The 17,496-nt window shown below is 42.9% G+C and carries 7 protein-coding genes; 5 read left to right on the forward strand and 2 right to left on the reverse strand.

Annotated features, from left to right (window positions below):
- Positions 1 to 7 precede the first annotated feature (7 nt).
- Complete coding sequence (sprA, locus tag R9C00_21825; GenBank protein WPO34342.1) at positions 8 to 7,468, reverse strand: cell surface protein SprA; 7,461 nt, start codon at positions 7,466 to 7,468, stop codon at positions 8 to 10.
- 186 nt (positions 7,469 to 7,654) lie between these two features.
- On the reverse strand, positions 7,655 to 8,257 hold the full coding sequence (gene ruvA / locus R9C00_21830) for a Holliday junction branch migration protein RuvA (GenBank protein WPO34343.1): 603 nt from the start codon (positions 8,255 to 8,257) through the stop codon (positions 7,655 to 7,657).
- A gap of 457 nt (positions 8,258 to 8,714) precedes the next feature.
- Here ruvA and R9C00_21835 point away from each other — a divergent pair, with 457 nt between their 5' ends.
- The 5 genes from R9C00_21835 to R9C00_21855 all read left to right on the forward strand — a co-directional run bounded on the left by R9C00_21835 (position 8,715) and on the right by R9C00_21855 (position 17,419).
- On the forward strand, positions 8,715 to 10,505 hold the full coding sequence (locus R9C00_21835; GenBank protein WPO34344.1) for an L-fucose isomerase: 1,791 nt from the start codon (positions 8,715 to 8,717) through the stop codon (positions 10,503 to 10,505).
- A gap of 357 nt (positions 10,506 to 10,862) precedes the next feature.
- A complete protein-coding gene (locus tag R9C00_21840) occupies positions 10,863 to 11,999 on the forward strand; it encodes a class II aldolase/adducin family protein (protein ID WPO34345.1) in 1,137 nt (378 codons plus the stop codon).
- Positions 12,000 to 12,086: 87 nt separating this feature from the next.
- Positions 12,087 to 13,589, forward strand: coding sequence for an FGGY family carbohydrate kinase (locus R9C00_21845; protein ID WPO34346.1), 1,503 nt, complete (start codon positions 12,087 to 12,089; stop codon positions 13,587 to 13,589).
- Positions 13,590 to 13,648: 59 nt separating this feature from the next.
- Positions 13,649 to 15,769: a bifunctional aldolase/short-chain dehydrogenase gene (locus R9C00_21850; GenBank protein WPO34347.1), complete on the forward strand. Its 2,121-nt coding sequence runs from the start codon at positions 13,649 to 13,651 to the stop codon at positions 15,767 to 15,769.
- Positions 15,770 to 15,925: 156 nt separating this feature from the next.
- Positions 15,926 to 17,419, forward strand: a complete 1,494-nt coding sequence (locus R9C00_21855) for a TlpA disulfide reductase family protein (protein ID WPO34348.1) — start codon at positions 15,926 to 15,928, stop codon at positions 17,417 to 17,419.
- Positions 17,420 to 17,496: the final 77 nt, after the last annotated feature.

Genomic DNA, 17,496 nt, shown 5'->3' on the forward strand with positions numbered 1-17,496 from the left:
TTTAGCCTTACTGCATGAGTGCATACCTAAGTTGGAGACCAAAAGCCGTGGTAGAGCGCTTGAACGAACTAGAAATCCGTGGATCGTTGATGCTCCTTTCAAAATACATGGTTAGCTGCGTTTGCTTATTTACAGCATAAGAAATGGTTGGCTTGAATTGCATATTGATATTACCTGCCGTCACGGTCGATACATCATCAATTTTCCGTTGCAATGTTCTCGTGTCTCTTACCGTCATCGCCATTCGCATGGTTATATCGTTTTCCAAGGTCTTAATCGCTCCTCTCACTTTAAAAGGCACTTTCATTCCCGCTTTTGTATAACCAATATCCACAGTGATATCGTTGCTTTTCAACTCGGTCACTTCGGCATTGGAAAGGTTTAACGCAACATCTCTTCGCTTCTTGAAATCCATTTTCACAGTTACGTTCCCCCTTGTCCTCATTTGAATACCTATCAATGGAGAAAACAGTTCGGAAATCGTAACTTGGTTCATCACCAACACAGGTACCAATGTACCATCTTCATTGGCCTGAGGCAAGGAAACTTCCCAAGCTGGCACGTTTAAGCCCAACCTATCGGGGTCATCATTGTAAAAGAGTGACGAGGTGTAGTTTCCGACTTGGTAAAGCGATGTGTACCCATGGGTTAGCGTCACGCTTCGGAATGTCTCTTTTAAAACCGGTATTTTTGAAAGTCCGGAATAAGTTACTTGCCAGTTCGGAATCGGGATGGTCGGGAAAGCATTAAGCTTTATCGAATTCACATCGCTTCCAGCATATGCAGCCCTAAATGCAGGCACCAATACATCCTGAGAATTCAACTGATACTCACCTCCTGGATTTAGCGCATCCAACCTCGACTTTATAACATCTCTATTTCGTACAAACTCGTCAAAAACAGGGTTGTTATTGTTTTCATCATCTGAGGCAAAGGCTGTAGAAAGAGAGAAAAACGACGTTCCGAAAGTTCCCGTCCGCACTGGCGTTTGAGACTGGAAGCGGTTTTCTTCTGGTAACCAGCGGTACACCTCCGAGTAGCCATCGGTAGAAGTACGTTCAGCTTTCAACTGAATTTTCAAGTCTCTCACAGGCTCCAAGTTTGTCTGGAAAGAAAGCTTGGTATTGTTGTTTTGCAAGAAAGGGTTGTTTTGAGAAAAAGTTTGCGCCAGCCAGCCATTTTCAGCAGCAGTGTACCGAACAGTCGGATCTTGCGAACCCAAAAGGAAAGCCACGCCAGGGCTTTCCCAGTTCTCATCAAACCCAAAGTATTTAGGCGTGTTGGTAAAACCTGGCAAAACAGTACTGTTGGTAGACGTATAAGAAGCATTGATATTTTTGATCGACATGAGCAACCTAGCTACTCCTTTCACCGCTTTCATCTCTTTTGGCTTAATATCTTCTGCTTTTCTGCGCTCTATTTCGGCATCAAGCTCTGCTATTTCAGCCTGCAAAGCATCGCGCTTTCTCTCCAACCTACTTGGTTTTACTATCGTATCTTCTGAAGTAATTCCCTCTACGGGCGGCTGTACTTCGGCTACTTCTTCTTGCGCTTCGGCAACCTGCAACGAATCCCCGCTTTTAGCCAATTTTAAAGAATCTTTAGATGCTTGCTTTGCCAATTTTTCCAGCCTCTTTTGTTCTTTCAATTTCGCTTTCTCTTCTTTCTTCTTAATCTTCTCTTCAATTTTTGTAAGCTTTTCTTGGAGTGCATTTCGTTTGATGGTAAGCGGATCATCTGGAGCTCGTCCTCTTCTAGCAGGCTGATTTATCCGTTTGAGGGCAGGAATTGAATTATATATTTTGTTCAAATCAACCTGTCCGTTCACTTGGATAGAATTATTGTTCCGCACAGTATTCCCTAACGAATCAGCTAAACCGAGCGCCCCTGCCGTCCAGTCATAGCTAGCTGTATAGCGAGTATCGGCTTTCAGCCAATTGGTAAGTGGAAACTTATCTAAAGGAAGACGATAATTCACCCCAACTGCTTGGTTGAAACTTTTCATCCTACCAAAATTTTTGAGGTTATCAACTACCTCATTTCTTTTAATATCCGTATCCAAATCACCATCAGGTTCATCCACCAACGCATTTGCCTGAGCAGTATAGTTAACGCCTAAGTTTTGGCTCAGCGCCCAGTTGAGAGAATAACTTCGGTTGAATAGAAATGACTTTTCAAAAGTAGGTAAAATGCCACTGGTAGTAAGGTCTGAATTCCGCAGCTGAGTTCTTCGGAAGTCCCTTACCAAATCTGCCCTTACCGCAATTGAAGAAGGCATGAGCTGTAAATTAAAATCCTTGATAAGCTGCAACCAAGGAGAACTAAGCGCTTCAGCATTTTGGAAAGGCTGAAAAGGCTTTGCCTGACTATTAAACCCATAAACACCTCCTATCCGCCATTGCTTAGTTTGCATGGACTCCGTATTGATATTCCGAGTGAAGGCATCCATATAACTCAGGGTTAAAGACAAATTTTCAATATCGTAGATACGGCTTTTGGAATCCTCCTTAAGCTTCCGTTTTCGCACATTAGTAAGGTTGATACTTTTCCTATAAGACATATCTCGTACCTTGTTGAGATAAGAGTTTCGCTCCCCTAGATCATTGATGGTATTCAAAGAAACGTCTAGGGGCAAGTCTGGGTTGAGAGGATCATAAAACGGATCAATCTGGCTATGTTCGTAACTAACAAACAGCGGTAAGACTAAGCCTATTTTTCCAAACAGGAATTTATCGAGGTTGATATTTGCAGAAACATCGTAGTCCAACCCAGTGTATCGAGCCTTGTCTTGTACCTTATCTTGAATGCCCCCAAAGCCAACGGTATTGTATCTAAACGAACCACTGACCGTCATAAAATCTGCCAATTGGGTATTGAGACTGACATTTGTAGCCCAACCACTTTGCGTATTGAACTCTGTGACCCTCAATTCATTGAACCAAACCAGCACAGACTTAGGTAAGTTATCATCCGATTTAGGGTTCCGAATACCCATCATTACAGTCTGTACCGAACTGAGATCTGGGTTACCCACCACTGTAACCCTATATTTATCCCGCACATTCAGTACTTGCCCTGAGGGATAAGGGACCCGAGAGTCTGCACCTGCTCTATTTCGGTCAGCCTTTACAGTATATAATTCTTCCAAGGCCACATCTATCTCATTTTCCCTTGGCCACAACTCCTCCTGGCTTCCACTTGGGATAGGTGACATACTCAGCGGAACTTCTATCTCATAATAGTTTTGCTTGAAATCCGTACCTATCCTAATGAAAGCAGTAACCTCCCCATCTTTTGTTTCTTGATCCTCGGCATGGACTTCCATTTTGAGCCGTTTGTACTGCACCAAATCGAGGGCGTAATTTTTAAATACGGCTCGGGAATCTTGATCTTGTAAGTTCTCCACAGAAAGCTGGATAGATTGCTCGTTGAGTTGGCGCGTTACAGTAGAAGTAATATCAAAATCTCGGTTGAAACCAGGTGGTAAATCATAGGCATTTTTAGTCGGTTCATTTACCTGCCCGTTTTCCTCAATATTCACTGTAGTCACCTTAAAACCGGCATCATACGGCTCTATGGGCAGATTCAACCCCGGGTCTACCAAACTTTCGGTAAATGGACGCCATTGCGCCCCGACCAACTTAAACTGCACCATTCTCAATACCACTGGCTGATCCCAGCCCGTAAGGAACATTCGCATAAATTTGATGGACTTGAATCCATCAATTCCATTTATATTTTCTGCCTTAGTATCCCTTATCGGAATCCTAAACTGATACCAATTCACTTGCTCACCATTCTCTTCATTTTCCCCTACTACCTTATCTACCACATATGGATGATCTAAGCCTAAACTATTTGGGTCGAGTTCAACCTTGTATTGATAATACTGCTCTACATCTTGTACCGTATTGTCTTTATTCAAATCCTCATTATCAGGCAATTGGCTAGATGATGCGGTATATAACCCCCCAGAGCTTTCGGGCGAGTTCCCATCTGAACCATTAAAGTCCTTATACCTTTCCAATACCTTCCCATCATTTTGGTCGTGTACATCATCGAAATAATAGAGAAAATCATCACTTGAAGGGTCAGTTAAAATCTGTTCCCTAACAGCAGGGTCTAGGTTTGCCGGCAAACGGTTGATAAAACTTTCTCGGTAAAACTCTTCCTCCTCAGTACTATTCAAACCATCGAAACCCACGTCTTGAAGTGCTCTTGCATTTGCACCTACACTAAAAGCATTGGTAAGATACTGTTTATCTGGCACTTTACCCCATATAGTTTCTGTTACGGTTTCTCCTTCTTGCACAGGTAGACCATTCTCGAAGAAGTGCCGCTCATCAGGCACTACATCTTCAGAAATACTTCCCAAATTGAAATAAAGTTCTCCACCAGTATTGGCAGTCGCACCAGTAACTTGCCGTCCGTTTTTTCCTTCTATAAAAGGATCCATTAACCAAAATTCGATGTACTGGATATTGATGTTATCAAAATCCACATCTCCGGAAATGGCCCTTGTTACTGCCGCAAAATTATCTTCCGGATTCTTCAACGTCCCATCAGGGTCAACATCAGGATTGTAGTTATAAGCCCCCCTCTCTTCTGGATAATATGCCAGGTCAAAAGAAATCTCATTAGGGTTTACCTGAGCTGCTTGGATATTTGGAAAAACCTCGTCAAAGGGAATAGCACGTACATAGTTATTTTGCATATCCTCCTCTGTAATATTGGAGGGTCTGCTGCGTATACCTGAACTATAATAGAAGGAATTATCTATATTGTACCAAGCTAGTTTTGCTCTTTTATAGTTATAATTTAGCCCGTCTAGGGCAGTAACATCTTTGTCTAGCACTAACTGAGGTGTTGAACCTATTACCCATGTAGTCGGTTGTCGAGTAAGGTCATAAGGTACTTCGGCCTGTTCAAAATCATCTATATAGGATGTACCAGCATCCCCTACCAAAAGTTTAGGTACGCCAGGAATTATTTGCGCAAATTCTGCTCTTAGTGCAACGTTGGATGGTTCTTTGGTGCTAATGAACGGTATTTTATCCACCAAGCGGGTAAGAAGACGAGATTCGGAGCGGTACTCACCTGCCACACCCCATAGGGTATTCCGAGTCGGTTCATTGCCCACACTCACTCTCGAAATCACTGGGCGCTCACTAAAGTGAAGTAATGTGCCCGAGAACTTAATATCTTTTGTCAAATGGTATTCTGCATCGAATCCGACCAAGCTTCGTTGTTGTAAATTAAACAAGTCAGCTTGTTCGTATTGTATTTTAATTTCCTTCCCTGAACTCAATACGCCCTCATTTATAATTCTTACCCTACCAAACGAGTAATCCACGGTATAATCAATCCCTTCGGTCAGCATCGTGTTGCCTGCCCGAACTACTACCGAATTTTCAGCAATATTTATCCCCGGAAGTATAATTTCATTTCCACCACCCGACTGGTAACTACCCGACATAAAAAATTTATTCTTTGTAGTATTCAGGGCTGCATCGGCTTGGGTCCCGCTATACAAATCATCAAACACATACTTATTGATTAACGGAAGCTCGTCTGCTGGGTCAAATTGTTTTTCTAGGTGTGAACCAAAAGGTTCTAATACGGGGAACATGATTCTACCCGTCTGGGCATCAATCGTAACCCCCTCCACAAAGTCAAAATTACCATCGGGCTGGGGATCATTGTTGGGGTTTAATCTATCAAGCTCCATGATCTGTACCAAAGGCACATCTTTGGTATTTTTACCCTCGTGCAAGCTAGGATTGTCTATTCCCGTAAGGTCATCTCGATAAATGATTCTCATCTGGAAGTTTTCCCTAGAAAGCTGGTTGGCTTGCAGCGAGTATATGTTTTTCATCATCAAATCCCAAGTCGGCAAATCAGTTCGAATAGTAGAAGGGCTCAATAATTTCAAAAAGATCACATCACTATCCTGTAAATTTTGATAATCTTCCGTAAGCTCACCTACTTTATATACCTCACCGTTGTACGTGTATTCAAATGCGGCAACCAAGATTTCATCATTACGAAGCGGAGTGACCAACGATACAAAACCTAACTGAGGATGGAATGTATATTCCCGTTCTTCCAATTTCCTCGAACCTCTCAACAGCTCAAAATCCGTTCCCTTCGTCAAGCCAATCCCTTCAGATTGCGAGCTCAAATTATCCACATTTCTATCAAATCCGCCCAAGCTCTCAAACAAGCTATTCGCCTTATTACTCGCCTCGTTCCTTCCAGAAATAGGTGTCCCAGTAATATTATTATTGTAGGGGTCACCTTCACCCAAATCCATGTAGCCCGCAATGTTTCGGAGCGTTTGGGTATTATTGTTTCGGTTGGTTACATAAAGTTCCACCCTTGTAACTACTATCCCCGAGGTAATAGCGGGAATAGCTTTGAGCCCGTCTTCAAATTGGTCTCGAAAAAAGTGGGCTAGGAAGAAGTGTCGGTTGCCATCGTAAGTATCCGAACGGAGTTCAAACTCCCTTGCCTGTGCCCCATTTTTGATGGTGAGCGTTTGGGTAGAACCCCGCTGACTTGAAAAAACCGTGCTCAACCAAAGCTTGCCAAAACGCATTTTGGTAGTAACCCCAAAGAGATTTTGCGCACCTGTTATCAAGCTGTTAGACACTGGAAAGCTCACATTTCCCAACTGTACTTCTTGAATGATATCTTCTTCAAAAGCCGTGTAGCCTATGTTGTATTTTTGTTCGAACTGGAAGGTGTTTTTCGTATCGAAATTCGCACTCACTTCTAGCTTTTCCCCGATCTTTCCCGAAAGAGCCATCTGGATTTGCTGATCGAAGTTGAAACCTCCGTTCCGCTGCTGCCTAATGGGCAAAGCCGGATTTTCTATTCGCTGCCAAAGCCCTCCAAAATCTAGCAATACCGAACCGTTGGGCTGCACTGTCACCTTATCGCCACCAAAAAGTCGGTTGGCAAAACGCCCCAATTTAATCTCGGGGATGAGCGAGTTTGCCCCCCCACCCTGTTCGTCTTGCGAAAGCGAGATCTGGTTCCAATAGTCTTTGGTCATCTGATTATTCCTCATCTGGCGATAAGCATCGAAAGGAATCCGCGATTCTGTACGGTAGTCTAAATCACCAAACTTCTCAGAAATGTTATAATAGTTCTGGTTACTATCAAGCGAAATACCAAGATCTATCCCGCTGGGGTTGCCCAAAAACAGTGGCGAAGGCGTGAGGTAATTTGAAAAAGGATCACCATACCTGTCCCTAAAATAGGGAGGCAAGTCGCTAGGTTTCACTGTAGAAGTATCCTTCCGAGTTGTATCTTGTTGGAAGGAAAATGCAGCATAATATTCCAGCGAAGAATAGGCAGAAGCCGATGCTTTTACACAGGATGCCGTTACAATGATAGCCGGTAAGAGAAGTAAAGTTACTTTCTTGAAAAAAAGCAATTTTTTTTCAAAGCTTTTGGTGATCATAAACCAATGTCTTTCCACTTAAAACTCATACTTCACAAATTTTCCGAGTGATGGAAAAATTCATTAAAAAGAGCTAAACCCTTATCTTGAAAGTAGTTTGCTCTACTAGTACAAGTTTGTCAATTTGTTAATTACAATCTAAAAAAACTCAATGAGAATTCTATAAGTAGTTTTTCACCATTGGCACTAAAGTGTTTTAAGGGAATGTTTGATTAAGTCTTCAAGTTTAATATCTGAACCGTATTTTTTCAGTACAGAATTGATATTTTTTTCTGCAGCCGTTTTCGGGATACCCAAGGTTACCAGTGCTGCCAAAGCTTCCGTTTTAAGATGTTGCGATCCTCCAGTACCTGTTTCCGAAGCACTTACCGCTGCCATCGAAGCCTCGTCGAGTTGTATTTTGTCCTTCAACTCTAGTATGAGGCGCTGGGCTGTTTTTGCCCCAATCCCCTTCACCGACTGAATTACTCGAGAGTTTCCGCCCACTATCGCTTCTTTTATTTCCACAGTGCTGAGCGAGGAAAAAATCATAAGCCCAGTAGAAGGACCTATTCCCGAAACACCTATCAGGCGCATGAACAAGAGCTTGTCTTCTTCGGTCAAAAAGCCATAAAGTGCCTGAATATCCTCTTTTACATGAAAATAGGTAAACAATTTGCAACTCTCCACAGATTTTATCTCTGAGTAGGTATTGAGCGAGATTTTTATCTCATAGCCCAAGCCACCTACGTCCAACACCACAAAGGTCGGGTCTATTACCGCTATCTTTCCGCTAATATAATAATACATATATGAGTGTTTGCCATGTAGATCTGCCAAATGATAGCTTTTAGTCCCAAAACAGGACAAGCCATTCTTCAGCATTGCCAAAGCTATAAATTTTTAACCCTTATTTTTTAAAAAACGACTCGAATTTCATCCAACTTAGGCTTTCAGACTATATTAACTCCAAATCTGACATCCAATTTTCTATTCGTACAGGATAATATATCCTCCTACCTAAATGAATTACACACAGTAGAGACACATCAAGTCACAAATTGGAAAACAGATTATTTAAATAGATGGAAAAAAACCGCTTAATAAGCTAAGTTCAAAAGTAATTTTGGTAACGATACCATTTATTTTTGTTACCGTTAACATTTTTTCTTGTTTTCCGTTGAAAAATAGAAGAACTATCCATAAACTTGTATTTATTACTTCACCAGAACAAAAATATATTTTATCATAAAACACACCATTTAATATGAAAACAGAGAAGAGTAGGTTGAGAGGGCGATTGCCAAAAATAGGTATTAGACCAACCATAGACGGCAGACTAGGCGGTGTGCGCGAATCGCTGGAACAGCAAACGATGGACATGGCAAACATGGTTGCAGAGTTTTTGACTTCTAGCCTGCGTCATGCAGATGGAAGCGCAGTAGAATGCGTGATAGCCGACTCAACCATCGGTAGAGTTCCCGAATCGGTGGATTGCGAAGAGAAATTTGAACGCGAGGGCGTTGGACTTTCCATCACGGTGACTCCTTGTTGGTGCTACGGAACAGAAACTATTGATATGCACCCTACTCGTCCCAAAGCCATTTGGGGTTTTAATGGAACGGAACGACCTGGGGCGGTTTATCTCGCCGCAGCACTTGCCGGGCATGCCCAAAAGGGCATCCCAGCTTTCAGCATTTACAGCCACGATGTCCAAGACTCTGACGACAAATCTATCCCGTCCGACGTGCAAGAAAAACTACTTCAATTTTCCAAAGCAGGCTTGGCAGTTGCCACAATGAAAAACAGCTCCTACCTTGCCATTGGTGCAGTTTCTATGGGCATTGCCGGCTCGGTAGTTAAAGACGATTTCTTCCAAGATTACTTGGGCATGCGCAACGAGTACGTGGACATGTCGGAAGTGAGCAGGAGGATAAAAGAAGAAATTTATGACAAAGAGGAATTTGCCAAAGCTCTTGCTTGGGTAAAAGAAAATTGCGAAGAAGGAAAAGACTATAACCCAGCTGAGCAGCAACGAGACCAAGCCACCAAAGACGAAGAATGGGAAACAGTGGTGAAAATGACCTTGATATGCCGCGACCTGATGGTTGGCAACCCTAAGTTGAAAGAACTTGGCTTTGGTGAAGAAGCCCTTGGGCACAACGCTGCCGTGGCTGGTTTCCAAGGTCAGCGCCAATGGACGGACTACATGCCGAACGGGGATTTTATGGAAGCAATCCTTAATTCTTCGTTCGACTGGAACGGAATCCGCCAGCCGTTTATGATGGCTACGGAAAATGATTCGCTCAACGGTGTAGTGATGCTTTTTGGTCACCTCCTCACAGGACAAGCACAAGTTTTCTCCGATGTAAGAACCTACTGGAGTCCTGAGTCTGTGGAAAGGGTAACAGGCAAAAAGCTGACGGGAATAGCTGAAAATGGTATTATCCATTTGATAAATTCTGGTTCTTCGGCACTCGACGGCTCGGCAGAGCAAGAAAAAGACGGCAAGCCTGCGATGAAACCTCATTGGGAAATCACAGAAGCGGAAGCGCAAAAATGTTTGGACGCTACCAAATGGCCACCTGCCATGTACGAATATTTCCGAGGTGGTGGATTTTCCTCGCAGTTCCGCACCCGGGGTCAGGGAATGCCTGTGACCATGAGCCGTGTGAATTTGGTGAAAGGCGTTGGACCAGTGATGCAAATAGCCGAAGGCTGGACTACAGAACTTCCCGAAGATATGCACAAAACTCTTGACGAAAGAACCAACCCTACTTGGCCAACTACTTGGTTTGTGCCAAGGCTGACAGGCAACGGATCTTTCAAAGATGTATATTCGGTGATGGCCGCTTGGGGGGCAAACCACGGCGCTTTTAGCTACGGACACTTTGGCTCGGAAATCATTTCGCTTTGCTCCATGCTCCGCATCCCGGTTTGCATGCACAATGTAGAAGAGGACAAAATCTTCAGGCCCAAAGACTGGACTGCCTTTGGGATGGACCCAGAAGGCAGCGATTACCGAGCTTGCCAAAATTATGGTCCGCTATATAGATAAATTGCAAAAAAAAATGTAGAGGTGCGATTAATCGTGTCTCTACATAAAATTTGAAATGTGCACTGGGAAAAGAGGGCAATGTCGGGACTGAAATGGCGCCGATTTTCGGCTTGGGCGGGCGGCCCGACAGACCGGGACGAGGCTTGCACTGCCTTTTTAGACCGGTAAAGTGCGTCCAACTATATTCTTCATCAAGGGCACATTTATTCTTTAAATTGAGAAAAGTGTTCTTTGGAAAGAAACTAGAAGCATAATCTGTTAAATGTTTTAGCTTTTTTAATAAAAAACAACAAAAAGTATAACCCTAAATTTTTCCAAGTCTCATAAATTTTGATTCAATTTGTGAGACCCAGTATTATGAAACAACTTAACGAACTCGTAGAAATATCAAGGTTCTACGGTAATAACTTAGATTTTACGATCGGAGGAGGGGGCAATACGTCCTATAAAGATCAGGAAAATATCTATGTGAAAGCCAGTGGAATAGCCTTGGGCAGCATTTCGGTAGATGGCTTTGCCGTGCTCGACCGTTCCAAAGTACGTGCCATTTTGGGCAATTCGTACTCGGAGGAATCGAACAAACGAGAAGCGGAAATCAAGGATGACTTGATGGCTGCCAGTATATATCCAGAAAAGGGTTTGCGTCCTTCGGTGGAGACAAATATGCACGAGTTTATTGATTATGACTTTGTGGTGCACATGCACCCGTATGCTGTAAACGCTCTACTTTGCAGCAAAAAAGCCAAAGAAATGTCTTTGGAAATTCTTGGAGAAGAAGCCCTCTATATCGAGTACATAGATCCTGGCTACGTACTCTCCAAAAAGGTGGAAGAAGAACTCCTTACCTACCGTCTCAGATTCCCCCAAGACCCAAAAATCATATTACTGGAAAATCACGGAATATTCGTGAGTGCTAATTCTGTTGAAGAAATAAGAAAAATTTATGACGATACGATGGCTCGGTTACGCAGCCATTTTGCACAAACACTACCAGCTGGAAAGCTGCCAATTCACCCCGATACCGAAAAGTTCAAGCAACTTTTGCCTGAACTTTTCGAAAACCACAACCTAGTGGTAGCCCACAGGCACGAGGCATTGGCAGCGCATTTTTACGGAACGGCAGAAAGTTTTGCCAAAATAGCCTTCCCGCTTATCCCCGACCAAATCGTTTATTGCCGAGCTTATCCCATCTACATTGGTGATTTTGAAAATATTGGCGAGCTGATAGAAAAGCTTCATCACGAAATAAACGAGTACCGAGAAGACCATCCTTACGACCCAAAAATTTTGGTGGTAAAAGGCATGGGTGTTTTTGGAATGGAGTCGAGTAAAAAATCGGCTGAGCTTGCCCTCGATGTGTTTGAGGACTGGATGAAGATTAGCATTCTGTCGGAAAACTTTGGTGGACCTCATTTCCTCAACAAGAGGGAAATCAATTTTATTGATACATGGGAAGTAGAAAACTACCGAAGAAAAGTAAGTGCAGGGAGTTAAAATATCACTGTAGAGAATTGAAGCCTGTAATCAAGTAAACAGAGCCGCTTCTTTGCTTTAAAATAGCATAATAAACCCAGTTATAATATGAATATGAAGTACATAGCGGTTTTTGATATTGGGAAGACCAATAAGAAAATCCTAATTTACAATGACAGCCTAAAGGTAGTTGATTCGGCTACTACTCAGGTGAATGAAATTGTCAGCGGCTCACTTATCCACGATGATGTGGAAAGTATCCAAAACTGGTTTTTGGAAGAGCTGGGTAAGTTTGCCCAGAAGTATGACATCGGTTCAGTATCCATTTCTGCACACGGGGCTACGGCGGTTTGTGTAGACGAAAATGGGGAAATATCTGTACCCGAATTGTCGTACACCACCGAGCCAGGCGAAGAGTTCCACACCAAGTTCCATGAAGAATTTGGTGACCCAGTTGCTTTACAGCAGTCTACCGCAACACCTAATTTTGGGGTGTTGCTCAACTTGGCAAAGCTCCTCCAGTTCAGCAAAGAACAGTATCCCGAGCAGTTTGCCAAAACCAAACACATTTTAGCTTATCCGCAGTATTACGGTTACTTACTCTGCGGAAATGCGGCAGCAGATACTACCTACGTAGGCTCGCACACCTACCTTTGGGACTATCAAGAAAACCGTTGGTCGGATGTGGCTGAGAAAATGGGAATTACCGGCATGCTCCCTGCCAAACTCCAAAAACCTTGGGACATAATGGGAACGGTTACGTCCGAAATGGCTGAAAAAACAGGGCTTTCTACCAGTACGGTGGTCACCCTCGGTATCCACGATTCTAATGCGGCACTTCTCCCCTACCTCATCAAACAAGAGGGCGATTTTATGCTCAACTCCACGGGTACGTGGTGTGTGGTAATGCACCAAGAAGAGAAAGTGAGTTTCAAAGAAGATGAGCTCGGAAAGGTAGTTTTCTACAACATCAGTGCTTTCGGAAAACCCGTGAAAACTTCGATTTTCTTAGGAGGTTTAGAGTTTGAGACCTACGATAAGGTTTTAAGAAAAATCCATGGAGATATTCCTTTCCCCAATTTTGACACCTCGCTTTACCAGCAAATCATAGCAGAAAAAGACTGCTTTATTCTGCCTACTGTGGTGCAAGGCTCGGGGCAATTTCCCCAAAGCCAAGCTAGGGTAATAGAAGGGGGAAAAGAGTTTCTGTTGGAGGAAATTGAAAAAGATGGCAAAACACCTGAATTTTTCTCTGACCCAGCGAAAGCATATGCGGTGCTCAACCTTTCACTGGCTATGCAAAGCAAAGTGGCGATAGACCGGGCGGGCATAAAAACAGGAATGCCCATTTTCACTGAAGGTGGATTTAGAAAAAATGACCCCTACAATAAGATTTTGACAACTATTTACCCTTCATCGGATGTGTATTTGACCAACCTCAACGAAGCTTCTGCTTTCGGCGCAGCATTGCTGGGGAAAATTGCGATGGACCAGGTAGAGCCTTCTTCGCTGGGAGACTTAGTCGAAATTGAGTTTTCAAAAGTGGGATCGGCAAAACTGGAAGGGCTAGATGCCTATTTTGACCAGTTCATAAAGCTAGCCAACAACTAGCAACAACTAAGTAAAAACTAATTCAGAACATACATATTTACCTATTTTAACCTATTAAAATGAAAAAAACAGCATCCGATTTTAAGTACGTAGATTACCTTTGGGATGACGAAAAAGCAGCCTCTTTTGGCGACGATCAAGTTGCCCTTTTGCTTTACCGTTCCAATATTTTGGGAGCAGACCTTCGTATCACCAACTACGGTGGTGGAAACACTAGCTGCAAAACCGTAGAAAAAGATCCGCTTACAGGTGAAGATACTGAAGTAATGTGGGTAAAAGGATCTGGTGGAGACATCGGTACGCTAAAGCGCTCTGGCTTAGCTGGTTTGTATGTAGATAAGCTGCGTGCTTTGGAAAATGTATACAAGGGAATTGAGTTTGAAGACCCTATGGTGGCTCTTTTCAACCACTGTATCTATGACCTCGATTCTAAAGCGCCTTCTATCGATACGCCTTTGCATGGTTTCTTGCCATTCAAACACATCGACCACCTTCACCCCGATGCTGCTATCGCTATTGCCGCTTCTAAAGACGGCAAGCAGATCACCAAAGAAATTTGGGGAGATACCATCACTTGGATTCCTTGGCAAAAACCTGGTTTCGACTTGGGCTTGCAATTGAGAGATGCCGTAGCGGCAAAGCCCGACATCAGGGGAATAATGCTAGGCGGCCATGGACTATTCACTTGGGACGATGATGCGTACAAATGCTACATCAATAGCCTAGAGGTAATCGAAATGGCATCGGCTTATTTGGAAGCGAACTATGGTAAAAAGGGGCCTGTTTTTGGTGGAGCTCGTACCGAGTCGTTGCCAGCGGACCAACGTACCAAACAAGCTTCTGTCATTGCTCCAGTACTAAGAGGACTTTGCTCTTCTTACCAGCAAATGGTTGGTCACTTTACGGATGATGAGCGTGTGTTGGAATTTGCCAACAGCCACGACATAGACAAGCTTGCTCCATTGGGAACTAGCTGTCCTGACCACTTCCTTCGTACCAAAATCCGCCCATTAGTGTTGGATATTCCTGCTGTCGAAGACGTAAGCGATTGGGAAGCATTGAAAGAGCGTTTGGCAAAACCGTTTGAAGAGTACAGACAATATTATACTGACTACTACGAAAACCATAAGCATGACAACAGCCCAGCGATTAGGGACAGAAACCCTGTCGTGATCATCTGGCCTGGAGTTGGTATGTTCACCTACGCTAAAAACAAGCAAACAGCAAGGGTAGCAAGTGAATTTTACATCAACGCTATCAACGTGATGAAAGGAGCGGAAGCTATTTCTGAATACGTTGCCCTTCCTCTGCAAGAAGCATTCAATATTGAGTATTGGTTGCTAGAAGAAGCGAAATTGCAACGTATGCCTAAAGAAAAGCCTCTTTCTAGAAAAGTTGCGCTTGTTTCGGGCAGTGCTGGTGGAATTGGGCTAGCTATCGCCGAAAAATTCATCCAAGAAGGAGCTTGCGTGGTAATCACCGATATTGACGGCGACCGTGTGGTAGAAACTAACGAGGAGTTGAAGAAAAAATACGGTAGAGATGCTTCTGGCTTTGCCAAAATGGACGTAACCAGCGAAGAAGATATCGCCTTGGCTTTCGAGAAAGCGAGCCTTGAGTTTGGCGGCGTAGATATAGTAGTGCATAGCGCAGGTTTGGCAATCTCTAAACCTCTTTTGGAAACTGAAAACAAAGACTGGGATCTTCTTTACGACGTATTGGTAAAAGGCCAGTTCATGTTGGGCAGAAAAGGTGCTGAGATATTCAAAAAGCAAGACCTAGGTGGGGACATTGTGAACATAGTAAGCAAAAATGCTTATGTTTCTGGACCAAACAACGTAGGTTATGGTTCTGCAAAAGGTGCTCAGGCACACATGAGCAGGCTATTGGCAGCTGAGCTTGCCCCAGACAAAGTTCGAGTGAACGTGGTAAACCCTGATGCGGTAATAGAAGGCAGTAAGATTTGGGAAGGCAAATGGGCGGAAGGCCGTGCGAAAGCATACGGCATCACTGTAGAAGAACTTCCTGCATTCTATGCTAAAAGAAACTTAATGAACGAGATCATCGGTACGAAAGACATTGCCAATGCGGTGTTCTGCTTCGTAGGTGGTGAGCTATCCAAATGTACAGGCAACGTGCTCAACGTAGACGGTGGCGTTGGAGCATCATTCCCTAGATAGTTTTTTATTAACGCCGTTACTCGAAGTAACGGCATTAGTTTCCAAGCCCCATGCCTGCCTAGGCGTGGGGCTTTTTTGTAGATAACTATTTGGAAAAACAAAACATTATATGTAATGTTACTACATGTCACACTTTAAAACATTCCACTCAGCTACATGAAAACATATATTTTGCCCCAAATCAGTATTGCGCTGCTTTTATTGGCCGCAACCATCACAAGTTGCCAGCAAGAAAAACCGACCAATGCAAAGCTTTCCTTCAACAGTTCTTTGGACAGTGCCCAGCAAATAAAAATTGGCATTGTTAATACATTCGACTTTTCCGATTCCACACTGGCTGAAATTACCTTGGATTCTGTCGGCCATGCTTCGGTAGAATTGGCTGTGACAGACAGTATTTTGGCTTATATCAATGTAAAAGAAAAAGGATTCCAGCTTTACCTTGTCTCAGGATACGACTTAACGATCAATATCAGTGAAACAGAAGAAGAGCTAAATGTATCTTTTTCGGGCAAAGGCGCCGAAGTGAACAATTACTTAGTTCAAGCAGCTAAATTGAAAGAAGAACTCCAATTTGGATACGGTGAAGAAATTATGAGGTTGGATAAAAACAAGTTTATGCAGCGACTTGATACAATAAGAGTAGTACTAGAAAATCATTTACAAGGATATTCGAATTCGGTGATGTTTTCGGATGAACTTATTGGTACTTTAGAACAAAAAATCAGGCTTGAGCTGATATCAATAAAAAGTACTTATGCGTTGGTGCACTTTTGGGAAACTCCAGATATTTCTGCTAGGCTCGAAAAGGTTGCTTTGGAAAAGGGAAAAGAGGGCTATTTTCAAATCCCACTTGATACGGCTTTATTGAACAACAGTCTACTCGGATTAGAATATACCTTATTAATGAATTATTATTCTGACCTTCTTGCATTTCCGATTTATATTGACCTAGCTAAAACAGAAGAACAATCTTCCATCAATAAAATATTTCCTTTTGTTGCCGAAAAAACTATCAAAAAAAAGGAATACCCTTCAGGAGTGGAAGAGCTTTTATTGGCTAAAAATGTATTAAATTTTATGGAAGGAGCATTGACACCTTCTACAGATAGCTTATTCAACAACTTCAAAAAACAGTATCCTCAATCAGAATACATTGAACCTTTACAAACCTTACACGATGATTGGTATGCTCTTGCACCGGGCCAGCCAGCTCCACCAATCTCAGGTACTACGCCAGATGGGAAAGAAATAAGCCTCAGTGATTTTAAAGGAAAAGTAGTTTATGTTGATGTATGGAGCACGACATGCCCACCTTGTATAGAAGAGTTTCCTCATGCTAAAAAATTAATGGAAGAGTTTAAGGAAATCGATCAAGTTACATTTTTATTCGTCTCAGTTGATGGAAAGAAACGAATTGAGAAATGGAAAGAAATGGTGGCTGAAAAGCAACTAGGCGGCATTCAAATCAACAATCCAGAAGCTCCTTTTTGGAAAGATTATATGATGAGTGGCGTTCCTCAATATGTTCTCATAGACCAAGAAGGAAAGCTAGTGAACGTCAACCCACCGAGACCCTCTTCTGGCGAAGTGAAAGAGGAAATATTGAAGCTTTTGACGCCTGAAAGTGATCTTGCCAGTAGGCTATAAAAGAGTCATTCCATTTTAGCTTACATATACACATACGAACAGCCCAATGCTTCGGTATGGGGCTGTTCGTGTTTCAA

The sequence above is a fragment of the Flammeovirgaceae bacterium SG7u.111 genome, assembly GCA_034044135.1.
Taxonomy (GTDB): Bacteria; Bacteroidota; Bacteroidia; order Cytophagales; family Flammeovirgaceae.

What these genes read in the sequence shown, in the direction of transcription:
- sprA (WPO34342.1), bottom strand. Translation starts at nt 7,468, where the DNA reads ATGATCACCAAAAGCTTTGAAAAAAAATTGCTTTTTTTCAAGAAAGTA.
- R9C00_21845 (WPO34346.1), top strand. Translation starts at nt 12,087, where the DNA reads ATGAATATGAAGTACATAGCGGTTTTTGATATTGGGAAGACCAATAAG.
- R9C00_21835 (WPO34344.1), top strand. Translation starts at nt 8,715, where the DNA reads ATGAAAACAGAGAAGAGTAGGTTGAGAGGGCGATTGCCAAAAATAGGT.
- R9C00_21840 (WPO34345.1), top strand. Translation starts at nt 10,863, where the DNA reads ATGAAACAACTTAACGAACTCGTAGAAATATCAAGGTTCTACGGTAAT.
- ruvA (WPO34343.1), bottom strand. Translation starts at nt 8,257, where the DNA reads ATGTATTATTATATTAGCGGAAAGATAGCGGTAATAGACCCGACCTTT.
- R9C00_21850 (WPO34347.1), top strand. Translation starts at nt 13,649, where the DNA reads ATGAAAAAAACAGCATCCGATTTTAAGTACGTAGATTACCTTTGGGAT.
- R9C00_21855 (WPO34348.1), top strand. Translation starts at nt 15,926, where the DNA reads ATGAAAACATATATTTTGCCCCAAATCAGTATTGCGCTGCTTTTATTG.